The sequence below is a fragment of the Butyrivibrio sp. AD3002 genome, assembly GCF_000420905.1.
Classification (GTDB): domain Bacteria; phylum Bacillota; class Clostridia; order Lachnospirales; family Lachnospiraceae; genus Butyrivibrio.
This window is the reverse complement of sequence record NZ_ATVV01000003.1, coordinates 43,380-64,170: the sequence shown is the minus strand read 5'-3', so window position 1 is coordinate 64,170 and position 20,791 is coordinate 43,380. Positions and strand designations below refer to the sequence as shown.

Annotated in this window: 17 protein-coding genes; 4 read left to right on the top strand and 13 right to left on the bottom strand. The window is 42.8% G+C overall.

Annotated features, from left to right (window positions below; genetic code table 11):
• Positions 1–47: 47 nt before the first annotated feature.
• From rplT to G596_RS0103780, 8 genes are all read right to left on the bottom strand, one after another.
• On the bottom strand, positions 48–404 hold the full coding sequence (gene rplT / locus G596_RS0103815) for a 50S ribosomal protein L20 (protein WP_022760515.1): 357 nt from the start codon (positions 402–404) through the stop codon (positions 48–50).
• 63 nt (positions 405–467) lie between these two features.
• Positions 468–668 (bottom strand): 50S ribosomal protein L35, encoded by a 201-nt coding sequence (gene rpmI, locus G596_RS0103810; protein WP_022760514.1) that lies wholly within the window; start codon positions 666–668, stop codon positions 468–470.
• Positions 669–788: 120 nt separating this feature from the next.
• Positions 789–1,301 (bottom strand): translation initiation factor IF-3, encoded by a 513-nt coding sequence (gene infC, locus G596_RS0103805; RefSeq protein ID WP_026498495.1) that lies wholly within the window; start codon positions 1,299–1,301, stop codon positions 789–791.
• A 241-nt stretch (positions 1,302–1,542) separates the two neighbouring features.
• Positions 1,543–2,532, bottom strand: coding sequence for an HAD family hydrolase (locus G596_RS23435; RefSeq protein ID WP_022760512.1), 990 nt, complete (start codon positions 2,530–2,532; stop codon positions 1,543–1,545).
• A 13-nt stretch (positions 2,533–2,545) separates the two neighbouring features.
• Positions 2,546–3,835 (bottom strand): adenylosuccinate synthase, encoded by a 1,290-nt coding sequence (locus tag G596_RS0103795; protein ID WP_022760511.1) that lies wholly within the window; start codon positions 3,833–3,835, stop codon positions 2,546–2,548.
• A gap of 190 nt (positions 3,836–4,025) precedes the next feature.
• Positions 4,026–5,192: an SGNH/GDSL hydrolase family protein gene (locus G596_RS0103790; protein WP_022760510.1), complete on the bottom strand. Its 1,167-nt coding sequence runs from the start codon at positions 5,190–5,192 to the stop codon at positions 4,026–4,028.
• A gap of 282 nt (positions 5,193–5,474) precedes the next feature.
• Positions 5,475–7,160 (bottom strand): alpha-amylase family glycosyl hydrolase, encoded by a 1,686-nt coding sequence (locus G596_RS0103785; protein WP_022760509.1) that lies wholly within the window; start codon positions 7,158–7,160, stop codon positions 5,475–5,477.
• 62 nt (positions 7,161–7,222) lie between these two features.
• Positions 7,223–8,197, bottom strand: coding sequence for a hypothetical protein (locus G596_RS0103780; RefSeq protein ID WP_022760508.1), 975 nt, complete (start codon positions 8,195–8,197; stop codon positions 7,223–7,225).
• A 170-nt stretch (positions 8,198–8,367) separates the two neighbouring features.
• Between G596_RS0103780 and G596_RS0103775 the strand changes: the two genes are divergently transcribed.
• From G596_RS0103775 to G596_RS0103760, 4 genes are all read left to right on the top strand, one after another.
• On the top strand, positions 8,368–9,390 hold the full coding sequence (locus tag G596_RS0103775) for a LacI family DNA-binding transcriptional regulator (RefSeq protein ID WP_022760507.1): 1,023 nt from the start codon (positions 8,368–8,370) through the stop codon (positions 9,388–9,390).
• 370 nt (positions 9,391–9,760) lie between these two features.
• A complete protein-coding gene (locus tag G596_RS0103770) occupies positions 9,761–11,131 on the top strand; it encodes an ABC transporter substrate-binding protein (RefSeq protein WP_022760506.1) in 1,371 nt (456 codons plus the stop codon).
• Positions 11,132–11,238: 107 nt separating this feature from the next.
• Positions 11,239–12,291: a carbohydrate ABC transporter permease gene (locus tag G596_RS0103765; RefSeq protein WP_022760505.1), complete on the top strand. Its 1,053-nt coding sequence runs from the start codon at positions 11,239–11,241 to the stop codon at positions 12,289–12,291.
• The gene (locus G596_RS0103760; RefSeq protein ID WP_022760504.1) at positions 12,291–13,160 is read left to right on the top strand and encodes a carbohydrate ABC transporter permease; all 870 of its coding nucleotides are present in this window, start codon (positions 12,291–12,293) and stop codon (positions 13,158–13,160) included. The genes G596_RS0103765 and G596_RS0103760 overlap by 1 nt, the downstream gene beginning before the upstream one ends.
• Positions 13,161–13,241: 81 nt before the next feature.
• On the opposite strand, the gene G596_RS0103755 is transcribed toward G596_RS0103760, so the two are convergent.
• From G596_RS0103755 to purF, 5 genes are all read right to left on the bottom strand, one after another.
• A complete protein-coding gene (locus tag G596_RS0103755; RefSeq protein WP_022760503.1) occupies positions 13,242–13,712 on the bottom strand; it encodes a GAF domain-containing protein in 471 nt (156 codons plus the stop codon).
• Between the two features lie 244 nt (positions 13,713–13,956).
• Entirely contained in the window at positions 13,957–14,589 is a 633-nt protein-coding gene (locus G596_RS0103750; RefSeq protein ID WP_022760502.1) for a hypothetical protein, read from the bottom strand.
• A 272-nt stretch (positions 14,590–14,861) separates the two neighbouring features.
• Entirely contained in the window at positions 14,862–17,678 is a 2,817-nt protein-coding gene (locus G596_RS0103745) for a glycoside hydrolase family 3 protein (protein WP_022760501.1), read from the bottom strand.
• 182 nt (positions 17,679–17,860) lie between these two features.
• A complete protein-coding gene (purB, locus tag G596_RS0103740) occupies positions 17,861–19,294 on the bottom strand; it encodes an adenylosuccinate lyase (RefSeq protein WP_022760500.1) in 1,434 nt (477 codons plus the stop codon).
• A gap of 18 nt (positions 19,295–19,312) precedes the next feature.
• On the bottom strand, positions 19,313–20,752 hold the full coding sequence (purF, locus tag G596_RS0103735) for an amidophosphoribosyltransferase (RefSeq protein ID WP_026498484.1): 1,440 nt from the start codon (positions 20,750–20,752) through the stop codon (positions 19,313–19,315).
• Between the last annotated feature and the right edge of the window lie 39 nt (positions 20,753–20,791).

Here is a 20,791-nt window from a genome sequence, read left to right as displayed (position 1 = left end):
GGGCATAAAAAAACCGCTCCCAAATCATTGGGAACGGTTCGTAATAGTTATGCTATCTTCTGCTTAGCGATCTCTGTAAGAGTCTTGAATCCTTCAGGATCATTTACAGCCATCTCAGCAAGCATCTTGCGGTTGATCTCAACCTCTGCAAGCTTGAGGCCGTGCATAAGGTTTGAATAAGACATTCCGTTAAGACGAGCTGCAGCGTTGATACGTGTGATCCAAAGAGATCTCATATCTCTCTTCTTCTGCTTACGACCAGCGAATGCTGATGTAAGTGCTCTCATAACTGACTGCTTAGCAACTCTGTACTGTTTTGATCTAGCGCCTCTATAGCCCTTAGCGAGCTTTAAAACTCTCTTATGCTTCTTCTTGGCATTCATGCCACCTTTAATTCTTGCCATTTCGTTTTCCTCCTAAATTAATTTCGAATAACCGGTACTGCTCTTATACGATAATACTTAAGATTAAACGTAAGGCAGAATCTTCTTCATTGTCTTTACATTGGTAGCGTCAACTACTGCTGCCTGTCTGAGATTTCTCTTTCTCTTTGTAGACTTCTTTGTAAGAATGTGACGCTTGTACGCCTTGTTACGGATCAGCTTACCTGTGCCTGTTACCTTGAAACGCTTGGCAGCAGATCTGTTTGTTTTCATCTTGTGCTGCATAACTAAATCCTCCTATGCTTGTAAATTATTTCATTATCCGTCCGAAAGGACAGTGTAATCATCCAATAATCAAGCTGAATAATTACTTATATATGTAACTTGCCTTATGAGCAAGAGACATTACTTCTTCTCGGTAAGGAACATGGTCATAGAACGTCCCTCAACCTTAGGCTGCTTATCAATCACAGCGATATCAGCAAGAGCCTCAGCAAAATCTGTAAGAATATGCACACTTGCTCCCATGTGAGCCATCTCACGTCCTCTGAATCTCAAAGTAACTTTAACTCTGTTACCCTTCTCGAGGAACTTCTTAGCAGCGTTAACCTTTGTATTAAGGTCGTTAGTGTCGATATTGGGTGAAAGTCTTATCTCCTTAATCTCGACATTTTTCTGCTTCTTACGTGCTTCCTTCTCTTTGCGAAGCTGCTCATACTTGAATTTACCGTAATCAACAATACGGCAAACCGGCGGCTTAGCATTGGGTGCTATCTTAACCAGATCAACTCCGGCCTCATCAGCAAGCTTTCTGGCATCCTGAATTGACATAACGCCAAGCTGCTCATTGTCTACCCCAATAACACGAACTTCTTTGTCTCTGATCTGTTCATTGATGAATAAATCGTTATTGCTAATAGCTTTGTACCTCCAAAACTTGTATAAAAAAAAGTGGACTCACAAAGGAAGTCCACTTAACAATCAATCAGAATACCCGCGTAGTCCAATATCTGCGGTATCTAAGATGTATTAACACCTGCAAGCTGTGCGCCACAGGGTGAGAGTGGAAACCTCTGCTTTGTTTTACATACTCGGATAATATAACACTCTTATCGTTATACTGTCAATACTATTTTTATAAAAATCAAAAATCTTCACATTACATCTCAATCTTACAGGTAACCCCAAGCTTTGAAAGCTCTCTGTCTACCTGTTCGTAGCTCTCAAACAATATTGACTTCATTCCGAAATCACTTGCAGCATCTACATTTCGCTGAAGATCATCTATAAATACACACTTACCCGGAATAAGGTCGTATCGTTCGCATATAAGTTCAAAGATTTTTCTGTCGGGCTTTATTATCTGTTCCTTATAACTAAGAATTCCGCCATCAACCTCATCAAGGAATTCCTTCATAAAGGGGTTGGCATCCTCAGCCTGCTTTGAATAATTGGAAAGAACAAAAACCTTAAAGCCTGCTTTCTTAAGCGCTCGTATCCAGGGAATAGTCCGCTCTCTTTTCCTCAAAAGACCACTAAGGTCAGAGAAAACATCATACAACTCCGCTTCCATGGAAGGATTGTTTTTTACAAACCCCTGTATTACTTCCATAGTATCGAGAACACCTCTGTCAAATTCATCCCATGCGGGAGATTTAATGCTGGCTTCTGCGATTTTGTTTACTGTATCCTCAACGTAACCCTTATCCTTGATGAACTGTTCCCAGCAAAAATCAGCGAGAACTCCGCCGATATCAAAAATCACGGTATCGACTTTTCCATTGGATATCCTGTCGTGTTTCCCTGGTACCGAGGAAGTCTCGGACTTATCTGTAGATTCCTCAATATTCAGGTCTTCTGCCTTTATCTCATCCTCAGATTCGTCTTTCTCATTTCTCCCATAAGGATCCGGAGATGCTACTGTTCTTTTTCCTGTAACGGCCGAAAAAGCCCACACAAAGAGCCAGACTACTATTGGTATTGCAACAGTAGACACAGCAGCTGTCATAAATGCACCCGGCGTATCAAAGGTCCCTCGAACAGCCTTTGTGAAAAAGATACCGTTTACTCCGAGAAGAACCAAAACACCTATTATTGCCAATATACGTCTGATAAGCGGAGTTTTATCATTATTGCCTCGTTTAGCCATGTATAATCCTCAATTATTTAATCGGGCTCTCGCGATAGATGATATCTTCTCTGGCAGGTCCATTAGATACCATGGTGATCGGATATCCTATCTCCTTCTCGATGAACTCGATGTACTTACGGCAGTTCTCCGGAAGATCTTCATACTTCTTTATGCCACGGATATCGCTCTTCCATCCGGGAAGTGTCTCGTATACGGGCTTAGCCTTCTCAAGTAGATGTGTTACAGGGAAGTCCTTGGTAACCTCACCATCAATCTCATAACCAACACATACAGGTATCTCATCGAGATAGCCAAGTACGTCAAGAACAGTGAAAGCAACGTCGGTTGCACCCTGAAGTCTGCAGCCGTACTTACTTGCAACGCAGTCATACCATCCCATACGACGAGGACGTCCTGTAGTTGCACCGTACTCACCGCCGTCACCACCGCGTCTTCTGAGTTCATCAGCTTCTTCGCCAAAAATCTCTGATGTGAAAGCACCTGCTCCTACAGCAGAAGAATAAGCCTTGTTAACTACTACAATCTGCTTAATCTCATAAGGTGCGATACCTGCTCCGATTGCTCCGTATGCAGCCAATGTTGAAGAAGAAGTAACCATAGGATAGATTCCGTGGTCAGGATCCTTCATAGTTCCAAGCTGGCCCTCAAGAAGAACTGTCTTATTTTCCTTAATTGCTTTCTCAAGGAACAACGCAGTGTCTGCAACATAGGGCTTAACCATGTCTCTCCACTCATGAAGAGTATCAAGAAGCTCTGCAGGACTGATCTCCGGCTTGTGATAAAGCTCCTTAAGAAGGATGTTCTTTGTAACAAGAACTCTCTCTACCTTCTCCTTTAAAAGCTCCTCATCAAAAAGTTCATTAACCTGGAAACCGATCTTTGCATATTTATCTGAATAGAAAGGTGCGATACCTGACTTTGTTGATCCAAAGGACTTACCGCCAAGTCTCTCCTCTTCATACTGATCGAAAAGAATGTGATAAGGCATAACTATCTGACAACGATCTGAAATAAGAAGATTCGGAGTAGGCACATTTTTCTCAATTACTGAATTAAGCTCTCCGATGAGTACCGGAATATTAAGTGCCACACCGTTGCCGATGATATTTGTTATATTTTGGTGGAATACACCTGAAGGAAGAGTATGCAGTGCAAACTTACCATACTTATTAACAATGGTATGTCCTGCGTTCGCGCCTCCCTGAAAACGTACAACCACATCAGCCTGATCGGCCATCATATCTGTGATCTTACCTTTTCCTTCGTCTCCCCAGTTTGCTCCAACTACTGCTTTAACCATTTTATTTCTCCATTCTGTGTTACACGGTTTAGTTTACTAAAATAACCACATGATAATATACTACAGAATCCTCCATAAGTAAATTATTTTGCAAAATGGATTTCATATTATGAATAAAAAATCAGCAGATACAAAACCGCCTGTTTCGATCTGCTGACTTGAATTTACATTTAATTATGTATAAAAAGGTTCATTCCGCCTTATCAAGAATATAGTTCCACAGTCCTTTATTGGGCTTTGGTGAATAATGCACCCCGTCTTTCGAATCAATAGATACCTTATTTGCGATGTAGTCGTTCATTGATACGGTCTTTACCTTTTTCTTTTTTCCTGCCCAGTCCATCAGCTGGATATTAAACCTGTTTATAACTCCGGTGTTGAAAAGCGGCTGTCCGCCCTCATCAAGAAATGCGTCCCTTGTCATTCCAACAGAACAAACCACCAGCTTTTTCCCTTTCGAAACAAGCCTGTTGTATTTAACTATATAAGGCTTAAAATGACCGAAATCATTTGCTCCCATCCAGGTTATTATCATGTCGTAGTCGCTAAGATCCGAATGATCAAGTACTTCTCCAAGGAATCTCACATTTGCGCCATTCAAAGCACAGACAACTATATCGTTATGAACCTCGCCAAACACCGATTCAGCCGTTGCCGAGAACAGGTCAACGCTTCTGGAATCACCTACATAAAGTGTCCGCACAGTACTCTTTGCTACAGTGACATATATATTGCACTTATAAGTTTTTTTCTTTTTTGTTTTGTAAACAACCTTAACGTTTGCCGTGCCGTACTTATTAGCTGTGATTATTCCGGCATTATTTACTGATGCAACCGACTTCTTATTGGAACTAAACTTCAAATATTTATTGTTTATCTTTTTTCCCTTAGATTTAACAACAATCTTTATCTCTTCACCGATTGCCACCTTATCATAATATCTTGGCTTTTCTGCGGGTAATTCAACCGTAAGCTTTTTTTGCCTGCCCTTAGGCGCCTGCTTTAATACGGTTTCAGATTGTCCCTCCTGCTTTCCGGATTCTGCCTGTTTCTGAGAGTTTTCCTGCTTCCCGGTAGTCTTATTCTGCTGGCTTTCCTGCTTTTTGGCATTTTCTCCTTCAGATTTCTTTTCTACCTCTTCTAAACTAATTTCCTCGCCATCATCGTCGTCTTCTTCATCTTCTTCAACATCATCTTCTTCACCTTGCTCTATTTCCTCAACTTCGCATTCCTCTTCCTCTTCTTCAGCAGCATATACTTTCACCGGTTTTGCACACGGAATCATCTGTAAAAAAATAAGCATGGCACACAGAAGCACCAATGCTGTTTTTAGCTGCTTAAACATAAATTTTCTCATTGTTACCCCCGTTCCTCCCCCGTAAAAACTGCGCCTTTTCACGCTTTTGCGGGAAATCATATTTGTTATCCATATTGTACTGATAACATATAAATATTATTGATAGAAAAATTATCAATATATAAACCCGGGGTGAATTCTTTTAGAGTACACTATTATTTTTTTGTTACGATTAATAAAGAGAAATAAAAATTGTTATAAAATAGGTATATAAAAAAAGAAAACCGGGCCAAAACGCCCGGTTTTCCTAAAGAAACACCTTCATGTAATATTTATGAAATTTTACTTTATTATTTCATAATCATAAGATGCAAAATCAGCCTTAAGCGAGATCTTGTTTCCGTTATTCTCCCATGTAAAGGTAAGAACCGAACCATCCTGTTTAAGATCAAGCTTTGCATCAAAACCGAATGCCGGATTGGTATTACGAAGTCTCAAAAGTTCAAGCTGCTTCTGCACAACCGGTTTACTAAGCTTTTCCAGCATCTCCTCATTTGAAAGATTTGTGCGGTTAATCTCCTTGTGTCCGCCCGCGCCAGCTCGTTCTACTGCAGCGTAGTCGTTCTCTCCCGCAAAAAGATCGAGATACCATACCTGAGGCTTACCCGGCATGAACATCTGAACCGCTCTCGCAAAGAGCATCTTCTTATCATCAGCGCCAAGAGCGCTGTAATAAGTTGAATTTACCTGATAGTACATATTCTTCTGTCCGTGAAGATTCTTAACAAGTCCGCCTCTTCCGACAATAGTCTCTATCAGCTTCTCGATTTCCTCATCGGGAATAAGACCCTTCAGATCAAGAACCGGTATGCCATCGTGGCATCCAAGCATATTTACCACGCGGATTTTCTTATCCACAAGTTCCTTAGCCCAGCGTGCAAGTGCTTCACCGTTTTTCTGCTCCATCGCATAGATAAGAAGTCCCGGGAGGAAGAAATCATAGGTCATATAGCCCTTGCCTGCAACCTTCTCATAGATGCCGGCACCATAGCTGTCGTGAATCTCAGGAAGGAGTCTCAAGCTGTTCTTATCTGCAATAGTCCTTACCTTCTCAAGAACATCCCAGGTATCAGGCTCGTTAAGGAAATTCTTCTTACCAGGCTCCTTAGGAGCATAAGCAAAAGCATCAAGTCTAACGATGGCAGCTCCATATCCTGAAAGCGCCTTAAGTGTATTCTCATAGTGCTCCCAGACAAGATCTGATTTGATATTCAAATCCATCTGTCCGAGATATTTTCTTCCGTTTGCAAGGAATTCAAGAATTGCCTCGCGATATTTTGCATATTTACCGAAATCTATTTCCTCCGGCTTTTTCCCCTCATCAAGACCCTCGCAGACACACTTCGCAATATTCTCTGCAGTCATATACTGAATTCTCTCGGATCCCTGTCCGTCAAATTCCTCTACTGCATTAATAATGTCCTGAGCATCCGGTCTTCTGTACTGAACCTCCTGATAGAAGGTGTTCCAGTACGGTATCTCCTTTCCGTCAGGCATTCTTACCATAAGGATCGGAAGTCCGGGCTTTCTGAAAAACATGTCCTTTATATACTTCTCATCAGGCTGGATATAACCGTCCTCGGTCATCTCTCCGCAGCCATCCCAGAATTTGTTCCAATTTATGAAAAAGTCTGCATATTTTGATTTCTCACCGTTTTTCAGAAGATCCTGGAACTGCGGTGAAAGAACTGATGCATGATTTAAGATGAAATCAAGCTTAAGGTCAATTCCAAGGGCGCGGAGTCTGTCCAAATCAGCCTTTGAGCCAAGCTCCTCATTAATACCATAATCAATTACGGAAAAGCCCCTGTCTAGATCGGTATTGTAAATGCTCGGAAGGATATAGAATGAACTGAAGGTATCCTTAAGTTCATCCTTCTCAAGGAAGGTTACAATATCGCCGAGTGTACCGCCGCAGCTGTCGGGGTAAGCATTCAGCATAGGTCCGTTATCTACAAATTTACTCATTGTGTTTCCTTTCTTTTTTGCCTTCCCCACTGGAGAAGGTGCCCGAAGGGCGGATGAGTTTTTCAGATACCCATCAATTTCTTATAATCATCGTAGCTTATGATCTCACCCTGCTTGCTGACAATTATCTTAGCCTTGTGAGCCTGTGCCATAAGCTTGTTCTGCTCAAGTTCAAGAACCATCATTGTAAACGGACTGTCTACTTTGCCGTCACGTGCACGGCTTCTTCTGTGCTCAAGAGTCTCCTGAGGTGTGCTGTTAAGAAGAATCGGGATATCAACCTCTTTCATGCAGTCAGTATTGCCGTGAGTCCACTCTATGATAAGAACCTGCTTCTTTGACATATCAACTTCGTCGTACCAGAGTGTGCATTCATCTCTGCCCATTCTCTTGAGCCAGAGCTTGTCCGCACCATCTTTAAATGCGGCAAGAATACTGTCTACTTCAGCAAAATCTGTTTCTGCGGGAGTTCCGAGGTATTCGGAAAGGCCCTTTTTACCTGCTTCAAGATATGATGAAAACCAGGGATTCTCCTTTGCATGTTCTGCATTGGCATCATCGCCCTGTTCCTGCCACTCCTGAACCTTCTTTAAGTTCTCTGCGTTCATCGCACCGCCGTCTACCATTCCACGGATAGCGCACTGTCTGAATGTGTGAAGTCTCTCCGCATCATTATACATAGGAATGCGATGAGGATAGTTGTCTCCTGACATTGTGTAGCTTCCGATACCGGACTCTTCAAGCATATAAGAAAGAAGTGAAGCAATCTCCGACTTTCCTACACCTGATCCCCCGCATACGGTAATAACCGCTCTTCCGTAAGGATTAGCTGCTGTTACCTTTGTAAGCTCCTCCAAAAGTCTGGGGAATATTGTCTTTGCCTTGGCGATGTGACTTTCGCCGATCTCTATCTTATCTCCGGGCATGTCTCCATGCGGTATATCCGAAGGAATCTGTATATCCTTTCCTCCGAGTGTGGAGGTCATGTCTGCGGTTATTGCATTCATAGGACTAATTTTGCCGTAAACAGTGTTCATTTCTACTTCCTTTCAAAAATAATTTTGGGGTGTTTTTAACTTTAACGCAAAAGTTTCTATATTTATGTGCATTTTGAGATTTTTGACAGCGCATTTTCGCTGTGTTATTTTTACACTATAATCATTTTTGAACTTTTGTAAAGTTAATTTTTTTAGTTAATGGATTTTTTATGATTACAATTAAGGAAATCGCTAAGCAACTAAATATGAGTACGACCACTGTTTCCAACGTTATACACGGAAAAACAGGTGAAGTATCTCCGGCTACAATTAAAATTGTAGAAGATTATTTGAAAAAAGTTGACTACGTGCCTAACATCAACGCACGCAATCTTGCTCAGAACGAGTCAAAGATTATAGGCGTGGCGCTCAAGGCAAGAGCCGACAAGTATGAGAATCTTCTAATGGATCCTTTTGTATCCGAACTTATAGGTGGTATTGAGGAATCGATACGAAATGCCGGCTACTTCATGATGCTCTACATCTCAAGTGATACTACCGAGATCATGAGACATGTTTCCACCTGGAACGTTGATGGTCTACTGCTCTTCGGAATGATTGATAACGACGGTATCCGCGTCAGCGAACGCTATAAAAAGCCTATCGTCTGCATTGATACCTATAGTATAGAGGGACTAAAGCACTTTATTAACGTTGGTCTTAATGACAGACAGGGATGCTTTGACATGGTTAACTATATGATCAAGCTTGGCCATAAGAAAATAGCATTTCTTTCAGATAATATGAACGGCGTAGACTATGAGCGCTTCTCAGGTTACAAATATGCTCTTGAGGGAAATGGTATTCATTATGAAGAGGACTGGTTCCTTAAAATAAGGCCAAGAAGTGATGAAATAGAGGAATCACTTGAGGAAATCTGTAAAAGAGCTCCCGAATTCGACGCCATCATGTGTGTATCCGATTTATATGCGGTTCAGCTGCTCTCCGCTCTTGAGGATCGCGGCATAAGAGTTCCCGATGATATCTCAGTTGCCGGTTTCGATGATACTCTGCTTGCACAGTTCCATCGCCCTGCCGTAACCACTGTTCATCAGGATGTGAAGCTAAAGGGAATAACTGCCACCGAGACACTTCTTAAGAGAATTCGAGGTGAAAAGACTCCTAACCAGATACAATTACCGACAAAACTTAAAATAAGAGATACTGTCAAAAAAATAGAGCCTGTCGAATAAACTTAGTTTCCAAATTCGATATAAATCAAAGAAACCGGTGAAGGTGTTAACCTCTCGGTTTCTTTTTTTGTCCCAAAAAGTGTACATGTTACACAACAAAAACGGGTCTTACTACGAAAACGATTGAGCAAAGTGCCGACAAATTATAAACAGGATTTTTATTATTTTTTTAAAAATTTAATAATTTATATAAAGCCAGTCGTAGTCAGCTTTTACGCATAAGGTGTTGCAAAATCTGGAGACTTTAGAAATTTTTTACTTGCATTTTGATTATCATCGTGATATTTTAGACTAAGCATAAAACTTATGCGCAAAAGTAACCGCCAATCAACACATCTGATTGGCAAAGTGCACAATTAAGGAGGGTAACATGAAAAAGAAAGTATTATCTATTCTTCTGGCTGGAACAATGGTTCTTAGCATGACAGCTTGCGGCGGCAACTCAGGTTCAGGTGCCGACACATCTGCTGATACAGCTGAGTCTACAGAGACAGCCGCTGACACAACAGAGGCTGCTGATACAGCCGCTGACACAACAGAGGCTGCTGATACAGCTACAGACTCTACAGCTTCTGCAGGAGCTATCCGTCTTCTTAACGGTAAGCCCGAGATCAACGATCAGCTCAAAGAGCTCGCTGAGCTTTACAAATCTGAAACAGGTAACGAAGTTGCTATCGAGACAATCGGTGGTGACACAAGCGCAGGTGATGAGCTTAAGAAAATGTACCAGGGCGACAACATGCCTGACATCTTCGTAATCGAAGCTAACCAGGCTGCTACATGGGACGGCATGCTTGCTGATCTTGCAGGTGAGGAATGGACAGATAAGACAGGATTCGAGCTCGTTGATGCTAACATGGGCACAATCGGATTCCCTTATACAGTAGAGGCTACTGCTCTTGGTTACAACGCTGACATCCTTTCACAGTGTGACGTTGATCCTTCTTCTCTTACAAGCCCCGCTGCTTGGAAAGAAGCTTGCGAGAAGATCGACGCTAAGAAGGATGAGCTTGGTCTTACAGCAGTATTTGCATGGTGCGCAGAGCCCACAAACCTTGGATGGTCTTCAGGTACACACGTATTTGGTCAGTACCTTGATGCTGGTCTTAAGGCTGATGACACAAAGTACATCGACATGCTTAACGATGGCGGTACAATTGATGAAGCAAGAATGAAGGATTTCGCTGAGTTCGTTGGAATGATGAACGAGTACGCAGATAAGGATCACCTTCTTGTTGACGGAACATATGACGAGCAGGTTGCCGGATTTAAGGATGGCAAGTTCGCATTCATCACACAGGGTAACTGGTGTGTAACATCTCCTGATGATGTAAGCTTCGAAGTTGGTTTCGCTCCTTATGCATTTGAGGATGGTATCAACACAATCATCGCAGGACCTCCGTCATACTGGGTAGCTTACAAGGACGGCAACGTAGATGCAGCTAAGGCATTCTTCAACTGGTGCGCAGGTTCTTCTGCACAGGATATCCTTGTAAACAAGGCTGGTCTTGTATCTCCTTTCGATGATTGCGAGTTTGAAGCTACAAATCCTTTCTACAAGAGCATGAAGAGCTACATCGATGCTGGCAACTACAGCGGATGGCACACAATGCTTAAGAAGGATGGTCTTCAGAACGAGACATGTCAGGTATTTGCTGATTATGCTAAGGGATCAATCGCAGATGCTGACGAGTTCGTATCTAAGATTTCTGCAGTAATCAAGAGTTACTACGCTGAATAATCAAAGTTAAAACTGTTAGTTATCGGGCAGAGCAAATGCTCTGCCCGATTTATCTAAACCACTGAAACATCGTCACCCCATTATCCCGGAACAAAGGAGCTTCCACTATGAAAACACCTTCTACCTCAAAAGGAGTATTTTCTTTCATTTGTCTGATAGCAGGTCTTGGTCTTCTGATTTGGTCTCTTATGCTTGACTTCACGAAGTCCCAGGCTTCATTCCGTGGTGCCACACTCATCATTGGTATTATTGGAATAGTTTTAGGTTTATACTTTTTCCCGACACTTAAATATCATCGCACAATTATAAATATACTTTTCTTATTCCCTCTTCTGTTTGCCTTTTTGGTAACAGTTATCATTCCTCTTTTCCTCGGTATCGGATATTCATTTACCGATTGGGATGGTATCAGGGTTAGGAATTCCGTTGGACTCACAAATTACACAAGTATGTTTTCACAGCCCAGTTTCCTCTGGTCTATATTTTTAACATTCTTGTTTGTTGTATGTAACATGATAATGGTTAATCTGGTTGCTTTCCTTCTTGCCCTTCTTTGCACATCAAAAATCAAGGGCCTCGGATTTTTCAGGGCAGCTTACTTCTTACCTAACCTTATCGGTGGTATCGTACTAGGCTATATATGGCAGTTCATTTTCAGTAATGTTGTAACAAAACTCTTAAATACACAGTATTCAATGATTGCCGATACAGGCACTGCTTTCCTCGCGGTAATCATCGTATACATCTGGCAGTACGCAGGTTATATAATGCTCATCTATATCACAGGTCTCAATACAATACCCGGAGATGTTCTTGAAGCATCTGCAATTGACGGAGCTAATCCCATGCAGACTCTTTTCGAGATAAAGATTCCCATGATTGCTCCCACAATCACGATTTGTACGTTCCTTACTCTTACAAGTGCTTTCAAGCAGTTCGATGTAAACCTTGCACTTACTAATGGTAAAGGATCTGTAGATATTTTCGGACAGTACCTGACAAACGGAACCGAGATGCTCGCTCTTAACATCTATAACACAGCTGTTATAAAGAACAATTACGCACTCGGCCAGGCAAAAGCCGTATTGTTCTTCATCATACTGGCTTGCGTTTCAATACTTCAGGTTCGCATATCTAACAAGAAGGAGGTGGAATTATAATGCATACCAAGGAAAAGACTTCAAACGTTATTATCCGTTTCATTATTGCAATTATAATCGCAGCTTATGTGCTGTTCCCTTTCTTCCTTGTAGTTATCAACTCTTTCAAGGATTCCAATGAGATTACAGCAAATCCCATCGGACTGAATGGAGCATCTTTTGCGAAGCTTGTTAGAAATCTTAATGATGTTATAAATAACTCCAGTTTCACATTCTGGCAGACCTTTGGATATTCAGCACTTATTACTGTTCTTTCCCTTGCACTGCTCGCTCTGTTCGGAGCAATGGCAGCATGGGTTATCTGCCGTAATAAGACTGTATGGTCAAATGTGATTTACTTCACATTCATCGCATCAATGATCATTCCTTTCCAGGTAGTTATGCTTCCTCTTATCTCTACTTTCAGAGATGTCGGAAAGTTCATTGGTATCCCGATGCTTAAGTCAGTTCCCGGTATTGTTTTCGCATACCTTGGATTCGGCGGCGCAATGACAGTATTCATTCTTGTAGGATTTATTAAGGGAATTCCTTATGATCTTGAAGAAGCAGCATCTATTGACGGATGCTCACCCGAGCAGGTATTTTTCAAGGTAATTTTCCCGCTCCTCACACCTGTTATCACAACAGTAACCATTCTTAATGGTATGTGGATCTGGAACGATTATCTTCTGCCTTCAATGATGCTTGGTCAGAACGGTCCCGTAAAGACTCTTCCTGTAGCAGTTCAGGCCTTTGTCGGTTCCTACGTTAAGCAGTGGAACCTGATTCTGGCAGCTGCACTTCTTGCTATCCTGCCCATGATTATTCTTTTCCTGATCGCTCAGAAACAGATTATGGAAGGTATGATTGAAGGTGCAGTAAAAGGCTAATAAAACCCATTCCATTCTTTTACCCCATGGCAGTTCACCTCTGCCATGGGGTATTTTATTTGTGAGAGGACTCGATATGTATCAGTTTATTGTTTTAGGGATAATATTTGATATCAGTTCCGCACATTTTTCAAGGTCTGCAGATTCTTCATTGGCTTCAGAGAAGCGGCCTTCTGTGTTGCTGTCGATGTCGAGGACTCCGATGACTACCCCGTCTTTGTTTCTGAGGGGGATAACGATTTCAGAGCGGGCTTCGCTGTCGCAGGCGATGTAGCCTGAAAACTGTGATACGTCAGGGACGATGAGCGTTTTGTTTTCAGAAGCGGAAACGCCGCAGACACCGCGGCCAAGTGCAATATGAGTGCATGCCACTTTTCCCTGGAAGGGTCCAAGGATAAGTTCTTTATCGTTACCCTTATCAGTCATTAAATAGAATCCCACCCAGCTTACATCAGGGAGCTGTTGCCACAGGCAGGCTGCCACATTGGAAAGATTTGTGATGTACCAGTCATTTTCTTCTATTACTGCTTCTACATAATTTGATAATGCCATTTATCTATTCCTCCGGAATTTTCTATTTTGTACAATCTAATCAATGTCAGTATCATATCACAAATGACAAAATCATGAAACAATACACAAAAAATCACGTACCGAACTGCCCTATAGACTAGTCCGGTACGTGCATATAACGTTTTAACAACGTTTTGTACTTTATTCAGTTTGTGATGAAACTTTTTTCAAACTATCCTACTAATGGTCTCCTGCTATATAAAACGATCGTATTCTGCAAATATCAGTTTACATTAACCATGATAGCTGCTGTTCTGCCTCCCTTGTGAGCGTAGATACGTGTTGAGCCATGTCCCTGAGCTCTGATGTTACCATGATCATCAACTGCAGCAATTCCCCAGTCCTCACTCTGGAACTGTACACTACCGGTCTTGCCTTCTTCAATTGTGTATGCCCATACAGAATATCCCTCGCCGAGGTCAAGTGTTACTGCGGGCTTGCTGAGCCAAATCTTATAAACCTTGCCCTTTTCGTCAGAGCCCTTTCCGCTGCGTGCAAGATAGCTTCCCTTTGCAACGTCTACACAAACAGTTGCTGAATAGCCCTTCTTATCCTTAACCTTAATCTCAGCGCTTCCAACCTTCTTAGTCTGGATTACTCCATCCTTTGTTACTGAAACAACTGCTTTGTTGTTAGTCTTATAAGTTACATTTCCTGTTGCCTTCTTAACAATAATCTGAGCCTTTGCACCAGGCTTAAGAGTGATGCCTGCTCCACCGTTGCCGTCCTTAGTCAAAGTAACTTTGACTGTCTTATCAGCAGCCTGTGCACGAGTAGGTATTGCTATAAAGCAAAGTGTTGCAGCCAATGTGACTGCCAACATAGTTGACATAATTCTTTTGAAAGTATTACCCATAAGACAAATTCTCCTTTCACAAAAACCATCACATATCTTTTTTCTTTGCTTTTCCCCCACAGTTATATTATTAGCACTTCTATATTGAGAAGTAAACGTTTAACCCGATAACTTAACCAACATTTTAGAATTGATTTATAGTTCCTTAAAAATAACGAAATTTTAATCTATTCTTAAGTCGAAACCCCTTTTTAAAAACCAAAAATAACAAAAAAGTACCCTATAGCTCAAAGAGTTTATAGGGTACTTATGCACATTATTATGCGTGTTTATCAAAGCAGTGCCGGATCATGTCTGAACATACTCTCTATATCTTTTGTGAAAATAATTTTAGCTGACTTGATTTCAAGTCCGCCCTGTGCAAAATAGAGCTTAAGGTAGAAATTTCCAATCATCGCAGGGCCAAGGCCGATTTTAATGGTCTGCCATTCCTTATCCATTCCGGTCAGAGTAACTGATTTTACCAGCATCTTATCCTGGAATACAGAGAACGGAAGCTGGGCTACATCAGGCTGATTATTAGCTCTGATGACGAGTTCTAAATCTGTAAGACACTTTCTGGGTGTGGTTATTACATAAGTAGTTGTCTCTCCCTTTCCAACCTTTATCCTGGAAGCGTCCAGGTCAAGCTCATCGCCATCAAACTTAAGCTTTATCATATCCTGAAGGACAGCATCTTCTGCCGAAATCGCAGCTGCAAGTTCCTTATCAAGTGCGGATTCCTCTCCGAGCATATGTCTGTAGGCCGGAGTTTTCAGCAGGAATTTGCAGATATTTATTGCACTTCTTACAAGCTCTGCACGGGTAAGTCTTCCCTCTGCAAGGGCCACGTCAAGATCATCCTTGTTTGAATTATCCTCTGCGCTGGTATTTACCATATTCAGATCATTCTGGGCACGAACCTGAGCGGATACATTCTGATAGCTTCCTGCAGCACCTGCCTCATCGTTACCCATTGCCCACCAGTCGGTCATGACGATGCCATCAAATCCCCACTCTTCTCTCAAAATTGAAGTAAGAAGGTCATAGCTGCTGGCTGTCCAGATACCGTTTAAAGGTCCGTAGGTACTCATAAGTGCACGGGCTTTTCCCTCTCTTACAGCAATTTCAAAGCCTTTAAGATAGATTTCGCGAAGTGCCCTCTCCGATACGACGTTGTCAACAAAATGTCTCTTGTATTCCTGTGTATTGCCCGCAAAATGCTTAATTACACCTGTTACATCATATTTATGAAGACCACGGAGCTGAGCTGATACAAGCTTACCAGTGAGTATCGGATCCTCTGAAAAATACTCGAAGTTTCGACCGTTCAAAGGATTTCTGTGAATGTTCATACCGGGGCCGAGAAGTGCATCGATTCTGTTTCTCCTAAGGTCAAGTGCCTCCCAGTTAAAGAGCTTTTCATTTAATTCTTCATCAAAAGTACATGCAAGGCAGGTTCCGTTCGGAAGTGAAAATGCATGGGTTCCGCAGTCCATACGTATACCGCTGGGCCCATCGGAGCAGCCTCCGACAGGAATACCAAAATCTGAGAGTCTGTCTGTCACTCCGCCGTAAGCACCTGCTATTCCCGCAGTTACCTTGGGAGAACACATTCCCTCGCCGCGCATCATAGCAATGAGGTCCTTATCGGAAAGCTGGGCTATGAAACCCTCAATGGAAACATTCTTCTCTTCCACGTCCTTAAGCTTAAAGCCTTTGTCACCGGAATAAGGAAGTGCTTTTGGAAGTCTGTCTTTTCTCTTTTTATTAGGATCAAGCGTCCTAATAGGTGCTTTCTCATATTTTGCAGTGTAGCTATTGCCACCCTTTCCACCGGCACAAGGCTTCAATCTCTCAAATTCCTTAACCGGGGCGTAGCTCTCCTCGCACTTACAGATTACTTCGAGCTTCTTAAGCTCAAATTCACCTGCTGCTTCTGCGCTTCTGACATCATTACCTGCATAGATTCTGTAGGTTCCGGCCTCCATGACATAGGATGACTTATTTTTTGTAGCCCCACCGTCATCATAGGAACTCATCCAGTACTTTGGAATATCAAACTCCATGCTCTGCATCTGACCGGGCTTAAGGACGTCTGTCTTTGCAAAGGCTACAAGTGCTCTGGAAGGTTTGCCAAGAACACCCTGCGGAGCCTCAACATAAACCTGAACAACCTCTTTTCCTGCCCTGTCACCTGTATTGGTAACAAGAACTTCCAGTGAGGCGCCTTCTGTCGCGTCGTAATCAAACTCGCCTAAAGCTATATCAAAAGTCGTATATGACAATCCAAATCCAAAAGGATACATTACCTTGTCCTTTGCGAAGGTCTCAAAATAGCGATATCCTACGTAAATATCCTCAGACTGGAAGTTCCTCTTCTCTGAGCCGAAATTCGCTGTGGAAGCATAATCCTCGATATTATAAGCAATTGTATCGGACAGTTTTCCTGAAGGGTTCACATCCCCCGTGAGCACATCCAGAACGGCATTTCCGCCCTCCTGACCGCCCTGCCATACATAGAGAACAGCCTCGGGGTTAATCTCTGTTACCCACTTCATATCGATGATATTACCGACATTCAGAAGAACAATCGTGCGCTTAAAGGCCTTGCAGACCTTCTTCAGGGCAGCCTTCTCCTCATCTGTAAGAAGATAGCTTCCCTGCTCATTTTTATTGTCCTGATCCTCTCCGGCGGTTCTTCCGATTATAAAAACCGCAGCATCGGATTCAGCTGACGCTTTCTTTAAAAGCGCATCCTCAAGAGGCATCTCCTTCTGAAACCAGGGCTCTCCTGCCCATCCTATGCCGACATCAAAAGGATTCTCTTTTACGAATGCCTCATAGGCTTTGCGAACATCCTTGTTTACTTTGATTTTCTTTGAAGCGGCCAGAGCCTCATAGATTCCGACAACATAGTCAACGTTAACCATTCCGCCCGAACCGGTTCCACTCTTGTAGTAATTCATCTGGCTTCTTCCGAAAACAGCGATCTTTGTACCCTTCTCAAGGGGAAGAGCATTTTTATCATTTTTCAAAAGGACGATACCCTCTGCCGCAGCTGCGCGTGCAGTTTTTGCAAACTGTTTTATATCCCATGTTTTTCCCATAAAAAACTACCTCATTTTCCTGTATTCATACACCGCATTATAAACAACAATGCGGGATACTGATTTTTGCATATCATAATTATGCAACATAAAAACAAGAAAATGAAGTAGTTATATTTGTCTTTTTATGTATTTTTCAAATAGAAGTTCTGCTTCTCGCGCTGGGCCGGGCAGAACGGCTCTTATACGTTTATCTCAGCGGAGAGGCCAAGCTCATCCTTGTTGGCTTCGAGAATGGGATTCACAACCTCGTTTAAGAATCTCTCAACCTGATGTGCACTGCAGCCTGTGTATTTCTTAGGATCCATGCACTCCTTGATCTTATCCTCTGTCATGTGGAAAGCGGGATCCTTAACGATCATATCAAGAAGATCGTTGTCGAGTCCGTCCTTCTTTACGTGGTCTCCTGCGATCATGGAAAGCTCTCTAATCTTCTCATGAAGCTCCTGTCTGTTTCCACCAAGCTTAACGGCGTCCATCATGATGTTCTCAGTAGCCATGAAAGGAAGCTCTGACATGAGACGCTTCTCGATAACCTTGGGATATACAACAAGGCCGTCTGTTACATTCATGCAAAGATCAAGAATACCATCAATTGCAAGGAAGCCCTCGGGAATTGAAAGTCTCTTGTTTGCAGAATCATCAAGTGTTCTCTCGAACCACTGTGAAATCTCGGTGATAGCGGGATTCAATGTATCAACAATTACGTATCTTGAAAGTGAGCAGATTCTCTCACTTCTCATGGGATTTCTCTTATAAGCCATAGCTGAAGAGCCAATCTGTTTAGCCTCATGGGGCTCCTCAACTTCCTTAAGATGCTGAAGAAGTCTGATATCCTGAGCCATCTTTGTAGCAGATGATGCGATTCCCGCAAGGACATTAACAACCTTCATGTCGATCTTACGGCTGTAGGTCTGACCTGAAACCGCCATACAACCCTTGAAGCCCATCTTGTCAGCTAGCATGGGATCCAGCTTATCAACCTTTGTAAGGTCTCCGTCAAAAAGTTCAAGGAAAGATGCCTGTGTTCCGGTAGTTCCCTTTGAACCAAGAAGTTTCATATTATCCAGAACATAGTCAAGGTCCTCAAGATCAATAGTAAAGTCCTGAAGCCAGAGTGATGCTCTTTTTCCTACTGTTGTAGGCTGTGCCGGCTGAAAATGTGTAAATCCGAGTGTCGGCAGATCCTTGTACTCATCAGCGAACTTTGCAAGGCAGCTGATAACATTGAGTAGCTTTCTGCGAACAAGCTTAAGTGCCTCGGTCATGATAATGATGTCTGTGTTGTCTCCGACATAGCAGCTTGTAGCGCCGAGGTGAATGATTCCTGCAGCCTTGGGACACTGCTGGCCGTACGCATATACATGGCTCATTACGTCGTGGCGAACTTCCTTCTCACGGGCAATGGCAACTTCATAGTTGATGTCTTCCTGGTGTGACTTAAGCTCATCAATCTGTTCCTGTGTGATGTTAAGTCCGAGTTCCTTTTCAATTTCCGCAAGTGCGATCCAGAGCTTTCTCCAGGTCTTGAATTTCATGTCCTGTGAAAAGATGTACTGCATTTCCTTACTTGCATAACGCTCTGAAAGCGGGCTACTGTATCTGTCTGTACTCATATTATCCTCCTAAATGATTTACGCTTCGAAGTCTCCCCTGATATCTTCATCCGGCGGAGCAATGGGGTAATCTCCCGTGAAGCACCCCTTACATATATCAAACTTGTTATTTACCAGTTCACTGAGTCGTTCCTCTCTCAAATAACCGAGAGAATCAGCTCCGATAATCTTACATATCTCATCGATACTGCGGTTATAGGCGATCAGCTGCTCTCTTGCAGGTACGTCGGTTCCGAAGTAGCAAGGCCATAAAAACGGCGGCGATGATACTCTCATATGAACCTCGGTAGCTCCCGCATCCCTGAGCATTCTTACAATCCTGTCCGAAGTGGTACCGCGAACGATTGAATCGTCTATCATTATAACTCGTTTTCCCTCAACGGCGTTTTTAAGGGCATTCAGTTTTACCTGAACACTGCTCTCACGGCTCTTCTGCCCCGGCTTTATGAAGGTTCTGCCGATATACTGGTTCTTCACAAAAGCCTGTCCGTAAGGGATACCGGACTCCATTGAATATCCAAGTGCAGCGCAGTTACCTGATTCCGGAACACCGACAACCACATCCGCTTCCACCGGTGAATCCATTGCCAAAAAGCGCCCTGCTTTTATTCTGGATTCATAGACACTCACTCCGTCAAGCACGCTGTCCGGTCTTGCAAAATAAATATATTCGAATATGCAATGGCCGTGCTTAACGCTGTTGGTCATCTGAAGATTGGATTCAATACCCTTCTCCGGAGAGATGGTCACTATCTCTCCCGGCTCAACATTTCTGATGAACTCTGCGCCGATTGTATCAAGCGCGCAGGTCTCGGATGCAAGAATGTAGCTGTTATCTCTCTTACCAATTACAAGCGGTCTGAAGCCATTGGGATCCCTTGCTCCGATGAGCTTCCTGGGCGACATGATAACCAGGGAATACGCACCCTTGATCTTCTTCATCGCGTTGGCAACAGCACCCTCAACATTGGGAGTATTAAGCCTTTCTCTTGCAATATGATATGCGATAACCTCTGAATCTATCGTAGTCTGGAAAATCGCACCGGTATACGCAAGTTCCTCTCGAAGTTCCGGCGCATTTACAAGATTACCGTTGTGCGCCATCGCAAGTGTCCCCTTAACGTAATTAAGGACAAGGGGCTGAGCGTTTTCTCTGGTGCTGCTGCCGGCAGTTGAGTATCTCACATGCCCTACACCTATGTCACCATGCATCCCTGAAATGATCTCATGGTTAAACGCTTCATTTACCAGTCCCATGTCCTTATGACTTGTTACTTTTCCTTTCGGACCCATTGTTTCACTGACAGCAATACCGCAGCTCTCCTGCCCTCGATGTTGCAGGGACAACAGTCCGTAATAAATCGAGGGTGCAACATCCCCGCCATCGAAATCATAGATTCCGAAGACACCGCACTCCTCACCTATCTTATCGTGTTCATTGTTAAAATATTTTGCCATTGAATTACCTACAAATAAATCTTTCCATACCCAACACAA

What these genes read in the sequence shown, in the direction of transcription:
- rpmI (WP_022760514.1), bottom strand. Translation starts at nt 668, where the DNA reads ATGCAGCACAAGATGAAAACAAACAGATCTGCTGCCAAGCGTTTCAAG.
- G596_RS0103785 (WP_022760509.1), bottom strand. Translation starts at nt 7,160, where the DNA reads ATGAGTAAATTTGTAGATAACGGACCTATGCTGAATGCTTACCCCGAC.
- G596_RS0103760 (WP_022760504.1), top strand. Translation starts at nt 12,291, where the DNA reads ATGCATACCAAGGAAAAGACTTCAAACGTTATTATCCGTTTCATTATT.
- G596_RS0103750 (WP_022760502.1), bottom strand. Translation starts at nt 14,589, where the DNA reads ATGGGTAATACTTTCAAAAGAATTATGTCAACTATGTTGGCAGTCACA.
- purF (WP_026498484.1), bottom strand. Translation starts at nt 20,752, where the DNA reads ATGGCAAAATATTTTAACAATGAACACGATAAGATAGGTGAGGAGTGC.
- G596_RS0103795 (WP_022760511.1), bottom strand. Translation starts at nt 3,835, where the DNA reads ATGGTTAAAGCAGTAGTTGGAGCAAACTGGGGAGACGAAGGAAAAGGT.
- G596_RS0103765 (WP_022760505.1), top strand. Translation starts at nt 11,239, where the DNA reads ATGAAAACACCTTCTACCTCAAAAGGAGTATTTTCTTTCATTTGTCTG.
- G596_RS23435 (WP_022760512.1), bottom strand. Translation starts at nt 2,532, where the DNA reads ATGGCTAAACGAGGCAATAATGATAAAACTCCGCTTATCAGACGTATA.
- purB (WP_022760500.1), bottom strand. Translation starts at nt 19,294, where the DNA reads ATGAGTACAGACAGATACAGTAGCCCGCTTTCAGAGCGTTATGCAAGT.
- G596_RS0103780 (WP_022760508.1), bottom strand. Translation starts at nt 8,197, where the DNA reads ATGAACACTGTTTACGGCAAAATTAGTCCTATGAATGCAATAACCGCA.
- rplT (WP_022760515.1), bottom strand. Translation starts at nt 404, where the DNA reads ATGGCAAGAATTAAAGGTGGCATGAATGCCAAGAAGAAGCATAAGAGA.
- G596_RS0103770 (WP_022760506.1), top strand. Translation starts at nt 9,761, where the DNA reads ATGAAAAAGAAAGTATTATCTATTCTTCTGGCTGGAACAATGGTTCTT.
- G596_RS0103790 (WP_022760510.1), bottom strand. Translation starts at nt 5,192, where the DNA reads ATGAGAAAATTTATGTTTAAGCAGCTAAAAACAGCATTGGTGCTTCTG.
- G596_RS0103775 (WP_022760507.1), top strand. Translation starts at nt 8,368, where the DNA reads ATGATTACAATTAAGGAAATCGCTAAGCAACTAAATATGAGTACGACC.
- G596_RS0103745 (WP_022760501.1), bottom strand. Translation starts at nt 17,678, where the DNA reads ATGGGAAAAACATGGGATATAAAACAGTTTGCAAAAACTGCACGCGCA.
- G596_RS0103755 (WP_022760503.1), bottom strand. Translation starts at nt 13,712, where the DNA reads ATGGCATTATCAAATTATGTAGAAGCAGTAATAGAAGAAAATGACTGG.